The organism is Lacinutrix cladophorae (assembly GCF_053604645.1).
Window position 1 is genome coordinate 96,935 of sequence record NZ_JBSHNR010000086.1, and the last position, 13,699, is coordinate 110,633.

The 13,699-nt window shown below is 29.7% G+C and carries 16 protein-coding genes; 13 read left to right on the top strand and 3 right to left on the bottom strand.

Features of this window, described 5'->3' with window-relative positions:
- Positions 1–14: 14 nt before the first annotated feature.
- Positions 15–449, bottom strand: coding sequence for a response regulator (locus tag ACVC3Y_RS03910; protein ID WP_303424325.1), 435 nt, complete (start codon positions 447–449; stop codon positions 15–17).
- A 195-nt stretch (positions 450–644) separates the two neighbouring features.
- Between ACVC3Y_RS03910 and ACVC3Y_RS03915 the strand changes: the two genes are divergently transcribed.
- From ACVC3Y_RS03915 to ACVC3Y_RS03965, 11 genes are all read left to right on the top strand, one after another.
- The gene (locus tag ACVC3Y_RS03915; RefSeq protein ID WP_303424326.1) at positions 645–1,277 is read left to right on the top strand and encodes a Crp/Fnr family transcriptional regulator; all 633 of its coding nucleotides are present in this window, start codon (positions 645–647) and stop codon (positions 1,275–1,277) included.
- 46 nt (positions 1,278–1,323) lie between these two features.
- Positions 1,324–2,118: a sulfite exporter TauE/SafE family protein gene (locus ACVC3Y_RS03920; protein WP_303424327.1), complete on the top strand. Its 795-nt coding sequence runs from the start codon at positions 1,324–1,326 to the stop codon at positions 2,116–2,118.
- 116 nt (positions 2,119–2,234) lie between these two features.
- Positions 2,235–3,650, top strand: a complete 1,416-nt coding sequence (locus ACVC3Y_RS03925) for an MBL fold metallo-hydrolase (RefSeq protein ID WP_452226172.1) — start codon at positions 2,235–2,237, stop codon at positions 3,648–3,650.
- A 124-nt stretch (positions 3,651–3,774) separates the two neighbouring features.
- Positions 3,775–4,134 (top strand): rhodanese-like domain-containing protein, encoded by a 360-nt coding sequence (locus ACVC3Y_RS03930; RefSeq protein ID WP_303424330.1) that lies wholly within the window; start codon positions 3,775–3,777, stop codon positions 4,132–4,134.
- A 129-nt stretch (positions 4,135–4,263) separates the two neighbouring features.
- Positions 4,264–4,533 (top strand): heavy-metal-associated domain-containing protein, encoded by a 270-nt coding sequence (locus tag ACVC3Y_RS03935; protein WP_303424332.1) that lies wholly within the window; start codon positions 4,264–4,266, stop codon positions 4,531–4,533.
- A 7-nt stretch (positions 4,534–4,540) separates the two neighbouring features.
- Complete coding sequence (locus ACVC3Y_RS03940) at positions 4,541–5,563, top strand: Tll0287-like domain-containing protein (RefSeq protein ID WP_452226173.1); 1,023 nt, start codon at positions 4,541–4,543, stop codon at positions 5,561–5,563.
- A gap of 12 nt (positions 5,564–5,575) precedes the next feature.
- Positions 5,576–5,872, top strand: coding sequence for a thioredoxin (gene trxA, locus ACVC3Y_RS03945; RefSeq protein ID WP_303424335.1), 297 nt, complete (start codon positions 5,576–5,578; stop codon positions 5,870–5,872).
- The gene (locus ACVC3Y_RS03950) at positions 5,872–6,456 is read left to right on the top strand and encodes a methyltransferase domain-containing protein (RefSeq protein ID WP_303424336.1); all 585 of its coding nucleotides are present in this window, start codon (positions 5,872–5,874) and stop codon (positions 6,454–6,456) included. The genes trxA and ACVC3Y_RS03950 overlap by 1 nt, the downstream gene beginning before the upstream one ends.
- An 84-nt stretch (positions 6,457–6,540) precedes the next feature.
- Positions 6,541–6,747, top strand: coding sequence for a YgaP family membrane protein (locus ACVC3Y_RS03955; protein WP_303424338.1), 207 nt, complete (start codon positions 6,541–6,543; stop codon positions 6,745–6,747).
- 153 nt (positions 6,748–6,900) lie between these two features.
- The gene (locus tag ACVC3Y_RS03960; RefSeq protein WP_452226174.1) at positions 6,901–8,163 is read left to right on the top strand and encodes an NAD(P)/FAD-dependent oxidoreductase; all 1,263 of its coding nucleotides are present in this window, start codon (positions 6,901–6,903) and stop codon (positions 8,161–8,163) included.
- A 195-nt stretch (positions 8,164–8,358) separates the two neighbouring features.
- Complete coding sequence (locus ACVC3Y_RS03965) at positions 8,359–8,511, top strand: hypothetical protein (RefSeq protein ID WP_303424342.1); 153 nt, start codon at positions 8,359–8,361, stop codon at positions 8,509–8,511.
- Between the two features lie 76 nt (positions 8,512–8,587).
- Here the strand turns inward: ACVC3Y_RS03965 and ACVC3Y_RS03970 are convergent, their stop codons facing one another.
- Together ACVC3Y_RS03970 and ACVC3Y_RS03975 are read right to left on the bottom strand one after the other, a co-directional pair.
- Positions 8,588–10,690 carry a TonB-dependent receptor domain-containing protein gene (locus ACVC3Y_RS03970; RefSeq protein WP_452226175.1) on the bottom strand — a complete coding sequence of 701 codons (2,103 nt, stop codon included), beginning with the start codon at positions 10,688–10,690 and terminating at the stop codon, positions 8,588–8,590.
- 64 nt (positions 10,691–10,754) lie between these two features.
- The gene (locus ACVC3Y_RS03975; protein ID WP_452226176.1) at positions 10,755–11,132 is read right to left on the bottom strand and encodes a hypothetical protein; all 378 of its coding nucleotides are present in this window, start codon (positions 11,130–11,132) and stop codon (positions 10,755–10,757) included.
- 198 nt (positions 11,133–11,330) lie between these two features.
- Between ACVC3Y_RS03975 and ACVC3Y_RS03980 the strand changes: the two genes are divergently transcribed.
- Positions 11,331–12,053: a peroxiredoxin gene (locus ACVC3Y_RS03980; protein ID WP_303424346.1), complete on the top strand. Its 723-nt coding sequence runs from the start codon at positions 11,331–11,333 to the stop codon at positions 12,051–12,053.
- A gap of 312 nt (positions 12,054–12,365) precedes the next feature.
- Positions 12,366–13,697, top strand: coding sequence for a cytochrome ubiquinol oxidase subunit I (locus ACVC3Y_RS03985; protein WP_303424348.1), 1,332 nt, complete (start codon positions 12,366–12,368; stop codon positions 13,695–13,697).
- Positions 13,698–13,699: the final 2 nt, after the last annotated feature.

Sequence of the window (13,699 nt, forward strand, 5' to 3'; positions counted from 1 at the left end):
AGTTAATAAAACCTTTATGTTTTTTTACAAGAAGTTAGCACATAATGATTTTGTTTTACATGGTCTAAAATATCTGCAGTTAATGGCTTGTTAATAAAGTCTGAGATTATTTCAATAGTTTTTGAACGTTCAAAATCATCAGGATTGTTAGAAGTTGTTAATAGAATTACCTTGATAGACTTAGTGAAGTCCGTATCTAATTTATTAAACTCTTCTAGAAATTCCCACCCATTCATTGCTGGCATATTAATATCTAAAAAAATTAAATCAGGCTTAGCAATTAAACCATTTTTAGCATCTTTTAAATAATTTAATGCATTTTGGCCGCTATTTACAGAAGTTACTTGTCCGAAATCTTCATGTCTGTTTACAATTTTTTCATTGTAAAAGTTGATAACTTTATCATCATCAATTAAGAGGGTGCAATCAATGGAGTAATTATTCATCATAATGCAATTTTATAAAATTAATTTGAATGTTTCTTCAGTATACATTTTATTTTATTTCTTAAATCGATAAAAGGCAAATATAAGCGACATAATAACATGTTTTTTAGTCTTTTATCAAATTACATTTTAATAAAACCGAAATAATAATTTGCAATACAGTTATTTATATAACTTTGTCTAGGTAAAAATTATATTATGTTAGAAGAATTACAGCAACATTATGGGTATTTGTTTGAAAAAGAATTACTTCAAGAAATTAATAATGTAGGTACTTATAAAGATATTCCAGAAGGATTTAAACTTATAGAAATAGGGGATTATATTAAATCGATGCCGCTTTTAATAAGTGGTGCAATTAAAATTTTGCGAGAAGATAAAGATAGCGATGAACTCCTTTTATATTTTATAGAACAAGGAGATACTTGTGCAATGACCTTATCCTGTTGTTTAGGGAATTCTAAAAGTGAAATTAGAGCAATTGCAGAAACCGATACTAAATTAATAATGGTACCTATTGCAAAAATGGAAGAATGGCTAGGTAAATACAAAACCTGGCAACAATTTGTATTGCAAAGTTATCATAACAGAATGACGGAGTTGCTAGAAGCTATAGATACCATTGCTTTTTTTAAAATGGATGAGCGTTTATTTAAATATTTAAAGGATAAAGCAATGGTTAATCATAATGAAGTAATTCATGTAACACATCAAGAAATAGCAAGAGATTTGCATACTTCAAGAGTAGTGATTTCAAGATTACTAAAAACTTTAGAGAATTCAGGAAAAATAGAACTTCACAGAAATAGTATTAAAATTTTAGATTTGTAACTTAAGTTACAAACTACTAATTAAGAAGAATTATCTTTGTAGTAATATGGATATACAACAAATTATTACGTACTTAAGTGCTTTTTTAATTGGGGCTATATTAGGTTTAATTGGAGGAGGAGGGTCTATTCTTACAGTACCATTATTGGTTTACTTTTTAGGATACAATCCTGTAATTGCTACCGCTTATTCGTTATTTGTAGTTGGTTCTTCATCTTTGGTTGGAGTAATTCAAAAGCATCAAAAAGGGTTAGTAGATTTTAAAACAGGATTAGCATTTTGTTTCCCTTCATTTTTGGCTGTTTATTTATCTAGAAGATTTTTAGTGCCAGCAATTCCTGAAACTATTTTTACTATTGGAGATTTCTCTCTAACTAAAGGAATGGCAATCATGATATTTTTTGCAATAATCATGTTATTGGCAGCTTTTTCTATGATAAAGTCAAAACCTAAAAACGAAAAAAATAAGGAAACGCAAGCCTATTATAAAACATTTATTCAAGGTGTTGTAATTGGTGTGATAACAGGTCTTATTGGAGCAGGAGGTGGTTTTTTATATGTACCAGCATTAGTGCTTTGGGCTGGGTTAGAGATGAAGAAAGCAGTAGGTACTTCTTTAATAATAGTAGCTATAAACTCATTAATAGGTTTCTCTGGAGATGTACAAGTATTAGAAATAGATTGGTTCTTTTTATTAACTTTTTCTGCATTAACAATTATAGGGATTTTAGTAGGAGGCTATTTTTCTAAATATATATCCAGTAAAAAGTTAAAAAAAGGATTTGGCTGGTTTGTATTAGCAATGTCTATCTATATTACTTTAAAAGAATTGATTTTTTAATTAGGTAACTGTTGCATTAAAAATTTAAAAACATTAGTAAATTTGAATAATTAAAAGTTATAAAATGTCTAATCTTCATAGTAAAGACATTTCATATAAAATTAAATAATAAAAAAATGAAGGTAGAACAAATTTATACAGGATGCCTAGCGCATGCAGCTTATTATATAGAAAGTAATGGCGAAGCAGCAATTATAGATCCATTAAGAGAAGTACAACCTTATATCAATAGAGCAAAACTAGATGATGCTAAAATAAAATACATTTTTGAAACGCATTTTCATGCAGATTTTGTCTCTGGCCATTTAGATTTAAAAGAAAAGTCTGGAGCACAAATTGTATTTGGTCCAACAGCAAAACCTTCTTACGAAGCATTAATTGCAACAGATGGTCAAATATTTGAAATTGGTGATTACAAAATAAAAGTAATTCATACACCAGGGCATACTATGGAAAGTACCACCTACCTTTTAATAGATGAAAATGGTAATGAACATGGTATCGTTACTGGAGACACTTTATTTATTGGTGATGTTGGTAGACCAGATTTAGCGCAAAAAATTGCTTCAGATCTAACACAAGAAAAATTAGCTGGTTATTTATATGATTCACTTCGCAATAAAATTATGCCACTAAGTGATGATTTAATTGTGTATCCAAATCATGGCGCTGGTTCTGCATGTGGTAAAAATATGAGTAAAGAGACCACAGATACTTTAGGAAATCAGAAAAAGGTTAATTATGCATTACGTGCAGATATGACTAAAGAAGAATTTATAGATGAATTATTAGATGGTTTAACAGCACCTCCAGCATACTTTCCACAAAATGTAATGATGAATATTCAAGGTTATGAAAGCTTTGATAAAGTCATGACAAAATCACAAAAACCTTTAACCCCAAAAGCTTTTGAAGTAGCTGCAAATGAAACGGAAGCTATTGTTTTAGATGTACGTCATCAAACAGATTTTATTAAAGGGCATATTCCTCGTTCTATTTTTATAGGAATTGATGGTGGTTTTGCTCCTTGGGTTGGAGCATTAATAGCAGATGTTAGTTTACCAATTTTATTGATTGCACCAAAAGGAAGGGAAGAAGAAGTTATAACAAGACTTTCTCGTGTTGGTTTTGATAATGTAATAGGGTATTTAGAGGGTAGTTTTGAAGCTTGGAAACAAGCAGGAATGGATTATGATACCTTAACATCTATTAATGCAGAAGAGTTTGCTAATAGATTTGAAGATAATAAAGATGTTGTTTTTGATGTTAGAAAAGATGGCGAATTTCTATCAGAGCATATCGACGGAGCAAAACATACTGCATTAGATACTATTAATAGTCATTTAAGCGAGTTTCCAGAAGATAAACCATTCTATATACATTGTGCTGGTGGTTACAGATCTGTAATAGCAGCTTCTATTTTAAAAAGTAGAGGAATACACAATTTTATTGATATTGCTGGTGGTTATGGAGCAATTAAAAATACTTCTGTACCAAGAACAGACTATGTTTGTCCTTCAACATTAAAGTAAAAAAATAGTTTTTTTAGTTAATAAAAGCGTGTATTGCATTTTTGTATACATGCTTTTTTTATGTAACAAAAGTTACCAATATTTGGTGATTTATTGATTAATTTTATTAGATATAATTTTAAATATGAAATACATAATTATCATGTCTTTTTTTACAGCATTATTCGGTTCTAACACTTCTAAAAACAGTACTATTAAAGTGTTGTCTTCAGAAGAATTTAAAGCCCAAACAGAAAACAAAGTAGTACAATTAATTGATGTTAGAACTCCAGGAGAATTTAAATCGGGACATATCAATGGAGCAAAAAATATTGATTTTTACTCTGGAAAATTTAATATAGAATTCAATAAACTAAATAAAAACGAAGCTGTTTATGTCTATTGCAGAAGCGGAAGTAGAAGTAGGCAAACTTCAAAAAAGTTAGAAGCAATGGGCTTTACAGAAATTTATGATTTAAAAGGAGGAATTTTAAACTACAAATAATATAACAACATTTAAAAACCTAAAGGAATAGATTTAGTTTGCAGGCAAAAAATGTTTTGAAACTAAACTTGTAAAACTCTTGTAATTCCTGTAATTTTTAAGCAAATACTTTTCAAAAAAATATAAAAAATGAAGACTACAATAATAGTACAAAATTTAAAATGTGGCGGTTGTGCACATACCATCACAACAAAATTATCCGAAATTGAAAATATAAATGATATTAATGTTGATGTTGAAGATAGTAAAGTGACTTTTAATCATATAAATGAAGCAGATGCACTTCTAGTTAGAGATAAATTAAAGACTTTAGGTTATCCAACTATTGAGGATGCAAATTCTTTAACTTCAAAAGCAAAATCTTTTGTTAGTTGTGCTACGGGTAAACTTTCAAAATAAATTAAACATGAAAAATTTAATAATACTATCTATATTTTCCATTTTTATATGGAGTTGTAATAACTCCAATAAGAAAGAATTTTCAGCTTTTGAAAAGCAAATGCAAGCAAAAAAACATCCAGGAAAAAAACTAATGGAAACCAATTGCTATACTTGTCATAGTCCTACAGCTAGTCAGGAAGACCGAATTGGCCCTCCAATGATTGCTATTAAAAAACATTATATTAAAGACAATATAACTAAAGAACAGTTTATAACACAAATGCAAACTTGGATTAAAAACCCTAATGCAGAGGATGCCAAAATGTATGGTGCTGTTAAACGATTTGGAGTAATGCCAAAACAGCCTTTTCCTGAAGAAACCATAACGCAAATTGCTGATTATATGTATGATTTTGATATTGCCCAACCGAAATGGTTTGAAAAACATTATAATGAAGAAATGGGATTGGGTAAAGGAAAACATAATGGTCAAGGTAAAGGAAAGTATAAAGGGAATGGTCAAGCACAGCAGAAACAGCAAGCAGAAACAAACTTAAAAGACTTGCCATATGACGAACGTGGTTTAAAATATGCACTAACAACAAAAGCTGTTTTAGGCAAAAATTTAATGGGAACCATTCAAAAAAAAGGAACTTTAGAAGCTTTAGCATTTTGTAATGAAAAAGCTTACCCTTTAACCGATAGTATGTCTGTTGTGCACAATGCTACTATTAAACGTGTTTCCGATAAACCTAGAAACCAAAACAATCAAGCAAATGATAAAGAATTAGTGTATATTAATTCTTTTAAAAAGGATATTAAAAATAGTATTGAGCCAAAGCCAATTGTCGATCAGTTAGAAAATAAAGTACATGTATATTACCCAATTACAACGAATGCAATGTGTTTACAGTGCCACGGCAAACCAAATCAAGATATACATAAGCCAACTTTAAGTAAGCTTACTAGTTTATATCCTCAAGATAAAGCTACAGGCTATAATATTAATCAAGTTAGAGGTATTTGGAGTATTACTTTCGATAAATAATTTAAGTTAGGTATGAGCAAATTTTCAGAATTAATAAATAAAGAAACACCAGTTTTAGTTGACTTTTTTGCTACTTGGTGTGGACCATGTAAAACTTTAGGCCCTATTTTAAAAGAAGTAAAAGATACATTAGGTGATGGTGTAACCATTATAAAAATTGATGTAGATAAAAACCAACCTTTAGCAGCAAAATACCAAGTTAGAGGAGTACCAACAATGTTGCTTTTTAAAAACGGAAAACAAGTGTGGAGGCAGTCTGGTGTGCTTCAAAAAAACGACATCATTAATATTATCAATACTTCCAATTAATGGATTTAAACCAAGAGTTTTGGGAGGATAGATATAAAACAAAGAAAACAGGTTGGGATTTAGGCGAAATTTCAACACCACTGAAAACCTATATTGACCAATTAACAAATAAAAACCTCAAAATTTTAATTCCAGGAGGTGGAAATAGTTATGAAGCTGAATATCTTCATAATAAAGGTTTTGAAAATGTTTATGTTGTAGATCTATCAAAAACGGCTTTACAAAATATTAAAACCAGAGTACCTTCATTTCCAACTTCTCATCTCATTCAAGAAGACTTTTTTGATATCGATATGGCTTTCGATCTTATTATTGAACAAACCTTTTTCTGTGCAATAACACCTGATTTGCGACCAGCTTATGCTGTAAAAGCTTCAGAAATTACAAATACAAATGGTAAATTAGTTGGTTTGCTTTTTAATACACTTTTAAACCAAACACATCCACCTTTTGGAGGTTATAAAGCTGAATATTTAGAGTATTTTAAACCGTACTTTGAAATTAAAATAATGGAAGAAGCACATAATTCTATCAAAGAAAGACAAGGGAAAGAGTTGTTTTTTATAATGGTAACTAAAAAATAAATAAAACAATTTTTTAATTTTTAACATAATAACTAAATCTGCTTATAAGATTTTTAATAAAGTAATAATTAAAAAAGATATATTATGAAAGTAAATATGAATGGTTTAGATCGTGGTATAAGAATAATAATAGCAATAACTATTGCAGTATTATTTTGGCAAGGACTATTAGTCGGCACACTAGCTTATATACTTTTAGCATTAGCTGTAATATTTGTGCTTACAAGTTTAATTAGTTTTTGCCCTTTATATACATTATTGGGTATAAATACCTGTAAAATTAAAAAGTAATTTTTTTAGCACTTATTTTGCGAAAGTGATAATTTTTACGCTGTAAAACTTATTATTTCTTATTAAATGTCGCTTTATGTAACATTAGTTACATGAAATTATAAGTTAGACTACTATTTTTATACAAATAAAATCTAACTTAAAACTTTTTTAATGAAATCTCACTATCAAATCTTAGTCATTGGTGGAGGTACAGGAGGAATTATGATTTCTGCTAATTTACTTTCCAAAGATAAATATTTAGACATTGGATTAATTGAGCCAGCAGATTGGCATTATTATCAACCCGCTTGGACACTTGTTGGAGGTGGAACTTTTGATTTTGATAAAACCAAACACAGCATGGCTTCTGTGATGCCAAAAGGTGTAGATTGGATTAAAGATTATGCTACTGGTTTTAATCCTGAAGGGAATTCGGTTTCAACAAAAGAAAATGGTGATATTACTTATGACTATCTTATCGTTTCTCCTGGTTTAGTTATGGATACGTCTTTAATTGAAGGGCTAACAGAGTCTTTAGGGAAAGGAGTAGTTTGTAGCAATTATACAGATCCAAAACATACTTGGGAAGTTCTAAAAAATTTTAAAGGCGGTAATGCTGTTTTTACACAACCAACGACACCAATTAAATGTGGTGGAGCTCCTCAAAAAATAGCGTATTTAGCAGCAGATTATATCAATAAAAATGGACTTAAAAACAAATCTAATGTTGTTTTTGCAACTCCAGGTTCGGTTATTTTTGGAGTAAAAGAAATTAGAGAAAGTTTAATGCAAGTTATTAGCAAATATGGTATTCATTTTAAACCCTTTTACGCACCAATTAAAATTGATGGTGAAAACCAAATGGTAACATTTAAGGGAGTTGGTACAGGTGAAAATAAATGTGTTATTAATGAAGATAATGCGTTAAGAGAAATCATGTCTGGCGAGTCTATTATTGAAATGCCTTTTGATATGCTACATCTTGCTCCACCACAACGGGCTCCAGATTTTGTTAAAAATTCTACTTTAGTTAATGACGCTGGTTGGTTAAATGTTGATAAACAAACACTACAACACAATAAACATGCAAATATTTTTGGTTTAGGCGATGTTGCAGCTTTACCAACTGCAAAAACAGGAGCAGCTATACGTAAACAAGTACCTGTTGTTTCCGATAATATATTACAATTAATAGCACATAATAAAAAAGGAACTAAATCTTATAATGGTTATTCGTCATGTCCTTTAGTTACTGGATATGGTAAAATGATTTTGGCAGAATTTGATTACGATAACAATTTTATTCCAGATCCAAAATTAAAACAAATGCTGGTTTTTAATAGTGAAAAAGAACATTGGAGATTGTGGATGCTTAAAAAATACGGATTGCCTTATTTATATTGGAATAAAATGATGAAAGGAAAAGAAGTGTAACAAAAGTTGCAAATAGAATCGATAGATTACTATAAGTTTGTATAATATTAGTTTTTATAAAACGATATATGATTGATTAATAGCAAAGCATCTTATTTTTTAAGATGCTTTTTTTGTTTTATGATATTTGTCATATTTATTTTTCTTCTTCCATTGTAATTTTACATTAATATATAAAGCTTAAAAATAAAAATTATGATATCTCAAAGTATTGCATTATCTAACTGGAATAACGGAGTAATAATGATAGCTGTTTTCGCTTTCGTTTGTGCAGCTCTTGTGTTTTTTTTAGTGAAATCTATGTCTAGTAATGATAGAAATAAAGGAGAAGAACCAAAGGAAAGATGATTTTTAAAAAATAATTTATGGTATAAAAAAAAGGAGAACAATTTTTATTGTTCTCCTTTTTTTTTGTTCTAATATTTTAAAACTTATACTGTAAAAAGGCAGAAAAGTTTCTCCCTGGTTCTGTAATTGGTTTGTACCCAAAGTCCGCTTGGTTGGTAAACGAAAAGTTTAAATGACTATTGAAATCTTCATCTAATGCATTAAGTATTGCTGCACCTAAAGTAATATTCTTTATTGGTTTTATACCGAAACGAATATCTACAGTTTGGTAACCCTCTGTTTCCGTTTCTCCATAACTTACAGAAATGTTTTCCTGCTTAGAAACAACATTGTATTGTACATTTGCCCATACTTTTTCTTTTTGAAATCCTAAAAATAATCTAGTGGTAAAAGGAGGTGTTAAAGGTAAAGACTCTGCTAAATCTTTGTTTTTAGAATACACATAAGCAAAATCTGTTTTGAAATAATAATCTTTTAAAAAATCTACTTGTGCCATTATTTCAAAACCAGTTTTATACGCTTCATCTATATTTTGAAATACTTTAACGCTTGTAGGTTCTACTGTTGGATTAAATTTCCTTGAAATGGATGGATCAATGATTCCAACAATATAGTTTTCAAAATAGGAATAATAAAATGACGTTTCATAAGAAAATCTATTAAAGCCATTTTTTAAAGCTTCTTTTCCCTTAAACCCTATTTCAAATTGATTGTTTACTTCTGCTTTTAAATTAGGGTTTCCTATATATTCATAAGGATCTTGCCCTACAGTAAAGTGATTTATAAAACGCTCAATCATATTAGCAGAGCGTACACCACGACCATAAGCAGTTTCTAATGTAAAGTTACTAGACACTTTACTTTTAATAGAAACAGTACCACTTATATTATGTTCTGTACGTTTTTCTAAATCATACATAGCTTCAAAATCTACTTCTGGATCTTGTATGTTTGATGTTACATGGTCATAGCGAATTCCTGCTGTAAATATGGTTTTAGGATGAATATTGTACTTAGCTTCCGTAAAAACACCTAAATCTGTAATGTAAGAATCTTGCCAAACTTTGTCATTAAAAGTTATTGGTGTAGGTAACATGGTACCATTCATTACTTTTACTAATCGAGTTCTTCCTCCATCTCTAGCTATATGCATGGCATCTACACCAGAAAAAATATTTAGTTTCTCTAATGGTTTCCAGTTTAGTTCAAGTTTTCCTCCAATAGTTGTAGCATCTACAGCAGATGCAGCTTCCATCATCATAAATGAAGGTCTATTGTTATTAGTCATTAAATGATCAACATAACTATAATACGCTTTTGCTGTTAATGATTTAGCCTTATCGCTTATATTTTCTAATTTATAATCTAAAGATAATATACTGCTATCATCATATTCTGTATCCATTGGTAAAGCAGCATGTAATACATCTCGTCCAAAAGATTGTCGCCAATGTGCTTGTAAACGTTGGTCATCTGTAAAATTATATCCAATTTTAATTCCGTAATCGGTACTTCTAAAAGAAGAAGGTATTTCAGTACCATCTCCATCCTCATAATTACCAAAATCTCGGTAACCAGCATTAGCAACTATATCATATTTTTCTTGAATATACTGTAGTTGCGCTAAGTTTACTAAATTGTTTCCGTTACTTTCATAACCAGCAGAAACTTTTCCATGTAACCCATAATCTTCATAATCTGGTTTTTGTGTTACCAAATTGATGATACCTCCAAAAGTAGCTCCATAACGTACAGTATACGGACCTTTAATTATTTCAATTTTAGAAATTTCTTCGGGTATTATATGTGTGGTTATTGGATCCATTCGATTTGGGCAAGCATGCATAGCTTTTGTCCCTCCATCATATTGAATGTTTAATTGTTCGTATTGTGAAGCTCTAAAAGAAGGGTCTATAGCATAATTCCCTCTTTTTATTACCGAAAATCCATTGATGTTATTAAACAAATCGGCAACATTTTTAGGTTGCACAATGTCTTTCTCGTAATTATTAGAAACAACAGTCAAAACAGGATCTTTTTTTAAATTTCCTGTTACAATTATTTCATCTAAAATCGTGATTTTTTGTTGGGTGCTGTCTTTTTTTAATTCATTTTGTTCTTGACCATAAGACAGAGCTGTAATTAGTGTGCACAATAACACACCATATAATGTTTTCATATGTAGTAATTTTATTATTTATTAATTGTTTGTAGTATGAAATAATACTAGTTTGTTAATAAAATTATACTCTTGGAGGATGAAAACAATCGCTTATATTTTTAAAAGAATATAGGTTTTGATAGGTGTTTATCTGCTTTTTCTTTACATGTTGTTTTTTAGAAAACACCATAGTCTCTAAAGTATTTGTATACAATAGAAGCTGTTTAAAATCAATAATACTTTCTGGTGTTTTTTGTTCTTTGTTTTGTGATTTTGCAACCTTTTTTAAATGACATTTTCCATTACATACTAATTCTGGCTTGTCTTTATTCACACAAAAAACTTCAATAAAACCAACAGTATCCATATTATAGTATATATAGGTTAATGACACTCTGGTGCTATTAAATAGAAGTAGTGTGGTTAATAAAAAAGTAAATATATATGTGCATATTTTCATTGCTACAAAAATAAGGTTAACCATTTTGAACAAAGATGATTTTTATCATGTTTAGTATTAATTAAGACTTTTTTGTCCAATATCGTTTACCCTTATGATACTATAAGCTTTTAATATGATTTAAGTGACAATTGTTACATACAAAAAAGCGCTTCTAAAGTAATTTTACAATATTGATAAATTAAAAATCTATATATTATGACTACATTAGAAACAACACAACAAGAAACATTTGCAATGCCAAGAATTGGAGATAAAGCACCTCAATTTACAGCGGTTACCACACAAGGAGATATTAATTATCCTTCCGATTATAAAGGGAAATGGTCTATATTATTTAGCCACCCAGCAGATTTTACACCTGTTTGTACTTCCGAGTTTATGACATTTGCGCATTTAGAAGAAAAGTTTGAAAAAGCAAATTGCAGCCTAATAGGTTTGTCTATTGATGGTTTATACAGCCACATTGCTTGGTTAAGAACTATTAAAGATAAAATCGAATTTAATGGCATGAAAGACATTGAAGTTAAATTTCCATTGATTGAAGATATTTCTATGGAAGTTGCTAAAAAATACGGAATGATTCAACCAGGAGAAAGTAAAACTCAAGCGGTAAGAGCTGTCTTTTTTGTAGATCCAAATGAAACCGTTCGAGCAATTATTTATTATCCATTAAGTTTAGGTCGTAATTTTGATGAATTGTATAGAGCTTTAATTGCTATGCAAACATCCGATAAATTTAACGTCGCAACTCCTGCAGATTGGAATCCTGGAGATGATGTTATTGTTTCTCCTGCTGGATCTTGCGGTGTAGCCGAAGAACGTATGAGTTCTACTGAAGATTTAGATTGTAAAGATTGGTTCTTCTGTACGAAGAAATTAGACAAGGATTTAGTATTAGATTCAATCTTAAAAAAGTAAAATAAATTCAATTAAAAAAGAAAATGTAATCCGTTAGCATCTATGGCTCCTAGTTTTACCAAAAAGATGATCATTAAAATTGCCGATATGTAAGTTTTTATTTTCAAAATATGTACAATGATAAAATAAAATAAAGGTATCAAGTGTAACTAATGTTACTAAACTGCGTTAAGATGATGTTAAAACCACACTCATAATGTAAAATGCAGATTTTCATAATTTATAGAATCTTTAGTTACATATGTTACATAGTTTAAAAAGTATTTAAAATATCTTTACAGAATAAATTTATTGTTTAAAAAGTCTTTTATTATGGAAGATATGCTCTTTTACGATAGAATGCAATTTGCATTTACTATCACATTCCATTATTTATTTCCACAATTAACTATGGGTTTATCGTTATTGATAGTCTATTTTAAAGGGAAATTTCTCTACTCTAAAATGGAAAAATATAACGATGCTGCGAAATTTTGGATGAAAATTTTCGCCCTTAATTTTGCCATGGGAGTTGTAACAGGTATTCCTATGGAGTTTCAATTTGGTACTAATTGGGCAAAATTTTCAGAACTTACAGGGGGTATTATAGGACAAACCTTAGCCATGGAAGGCATGTTTTCTTTCTTTTTAGAATCGTCCTTTTTAGGGCTCTTTTTATTCGGAGAAAAGCTTTTAGGTCATAAACTTCATTTTCTTACTGGTTTCCTCGTTTTTTTAGGCTCTTGGGCAAGTGGTTATTTAATTATTGCAACACACTCTTGGATGCAATATCCCGTAGGTTATGAGATTTTAGAAAATGGAAAATTCGTTTTAAATAATTTTGGTGCTTTGTTTTCTAATCCTTGGTTATTACCTTCTTATTTACACAATCAAGCTGCATCTTTAGTAACTTCTTCTTTCGTTGTTGCTGCAATAGGAGCTTTCTATTTGTTAAACAATAAGCATCATGAGTTTGGAAAACTGTTTGTAAAAACTGGCGTTGTATTCGGTTTGATTTCTAGTTTGTTAGTGGCTTTTCCAACAGGAGATTTAGTAGCAAAAAATGTAGTAAAACATCAACCAGCAACGTTTGCAGCAATGGAAGGGATTTTTGAAACCGAAGATGGTGGTTCAGAAATTGTTCTTATTGGGCAACCTAATATGTTAGAAAAAAAACTAGATAATAAAATAGCAGTTCCAAATATCTTAAGCTTTTTAACCTATCAAGAATGGGATGCTCAAATTAAAGGTTTAAGCGAATTTGATGAAAGTGTACATCCTACTAATGTTCCAGGCTTGTATTATTCGTATCATATTATGGTTGGTTTAGGTACTATATTTATTGGTTTAATGTTACTAGCATCTGTGCAGTTATTTCGTAAAAAACTATACCAAACAAAATGGATTTTATGGTCCTTATTATTTATGCTTCCATTTCCATATATTGCTAATACGACTGGTTGGTATACTGCAGAATTAGGTAGACAACCATGGTTAGTTTACAATTTATTACGTACTGCAGATGGTGCATCTCCAACGGTTTCTTCCGGGAACACCTTATTTACTTTACTTGGTTTTATTGGTCTATACCTACTACTAGGCTTATTGTTTTTAATGCTAGCAGGAAAAATTATAAATAAAGGACCACAACTTAATCAACACTAATT

Coding starts and splice junctions, on each gene's coding strand:
- ACVC3Y_RS03910 (WP_303424325.1), bottom strand. CDS start 449: ATGATGAATAATTACTCCATTGATTGCACCCTCTTAATTGATGATGAT.
- ACVC3Y_RS03915 (WP_303424326.1), top strand. CDS start 645: ATGTTAGAAGAATTACAGCAACATTATGGGTATTTGTTTGAAAAAGAA.
- ACVC3Y_RS03920 (WP_303424327.1), top strand. CDS start 1,324: ATGGATATACAACAAATTATTACGTACTTAAGTGCTTTTTTAATTGGG.
- ACVC3Y_RS03925 (WP_452226172.1), top strand. CDS start 2,235: ATGAAGGTAGAACAAATTTATACAGGATGCCTAGCGCATGCAGCTTAT.
- ACVC3Y_RS03930 (WP_303424330.1), top strand. CDS start 3,775: ATGAAATACATAATTATCATGTCTTTTTTTACAGCATTATTCGGTTCT.
- ACVC3Y_RS03935 (WP_303424332.1), top strand. CDS start 4,264: ATGAAGACTACAATAATAGTACAAAATTTAAAATGTGGCGGTTGTGCA.
- ACVC3Y_RS03940 (WP_452226173.1), top strand. CDS start 4,541: ATGAAAAATTTAATAATACTATCTATATTTTCCATTTTTATATGGAGT.
- trxA (WP_303424335.1), top strand. CDS start 5,576: ATGAGCAAATTTTCAGAATTAATAAATAAAGAAACACCAGTTTTAGTT.
- ACVC3Y_RS03950 (WP_303424336.1), top strand. CDS start 5,872: ATGGATTTAAACCAAGAGTTTTGGGAGGATAGATATAAAACAAAGAAA.
- ACVC3Y_RS03955 (WP_303424338.1), top strand. CDS start 6,541: ATGAAAGTAAATATGAATGGTTTAGATCGTGGTATAAGAATAATAATA.
- ACVC3Y_RS03960 (WP_452226174.1), top strand. CDS start 6,901: ATGAAATCTCACTATCAAATCTTAGTCATTGGTGGAGGTACAGGAGGA.
- ACVC3Y_RS03965 (WP_303424342.1), top strand. CDS start 8,359: ATGATATCTCAAAGTATTGCATTATCTAACTGGAATAACGGAGTAATA.
- ACVC3Y_RS03970 (WP_452226175.1), bottom strand. CDS start 10,690: ATGAAAACATTATATGGTGTGTTATTGTGCACACTAATTACAGCTCTG.
- ACVC3Y_RS03975 (WP_452226176.1), bottom strand. CDS start 11,132: ATGAAAATATGCACATATATATTTACTTTTTTATTAACCACACTACTT.
- ACVC3Y_RS03980 (WP_303424346.1), top strand. CDS start 11,331: ATGACTACATTAGAAACAACACAACAAGAAACATTTGCAATGCCAAGA.
- ACVC3Y_RS03985 (WP_303424348.1), top strand. CDS start 12,366: ATGGAAGATATGCTCTTTTACGATAGAATGCAATTTGCATTTACTATC.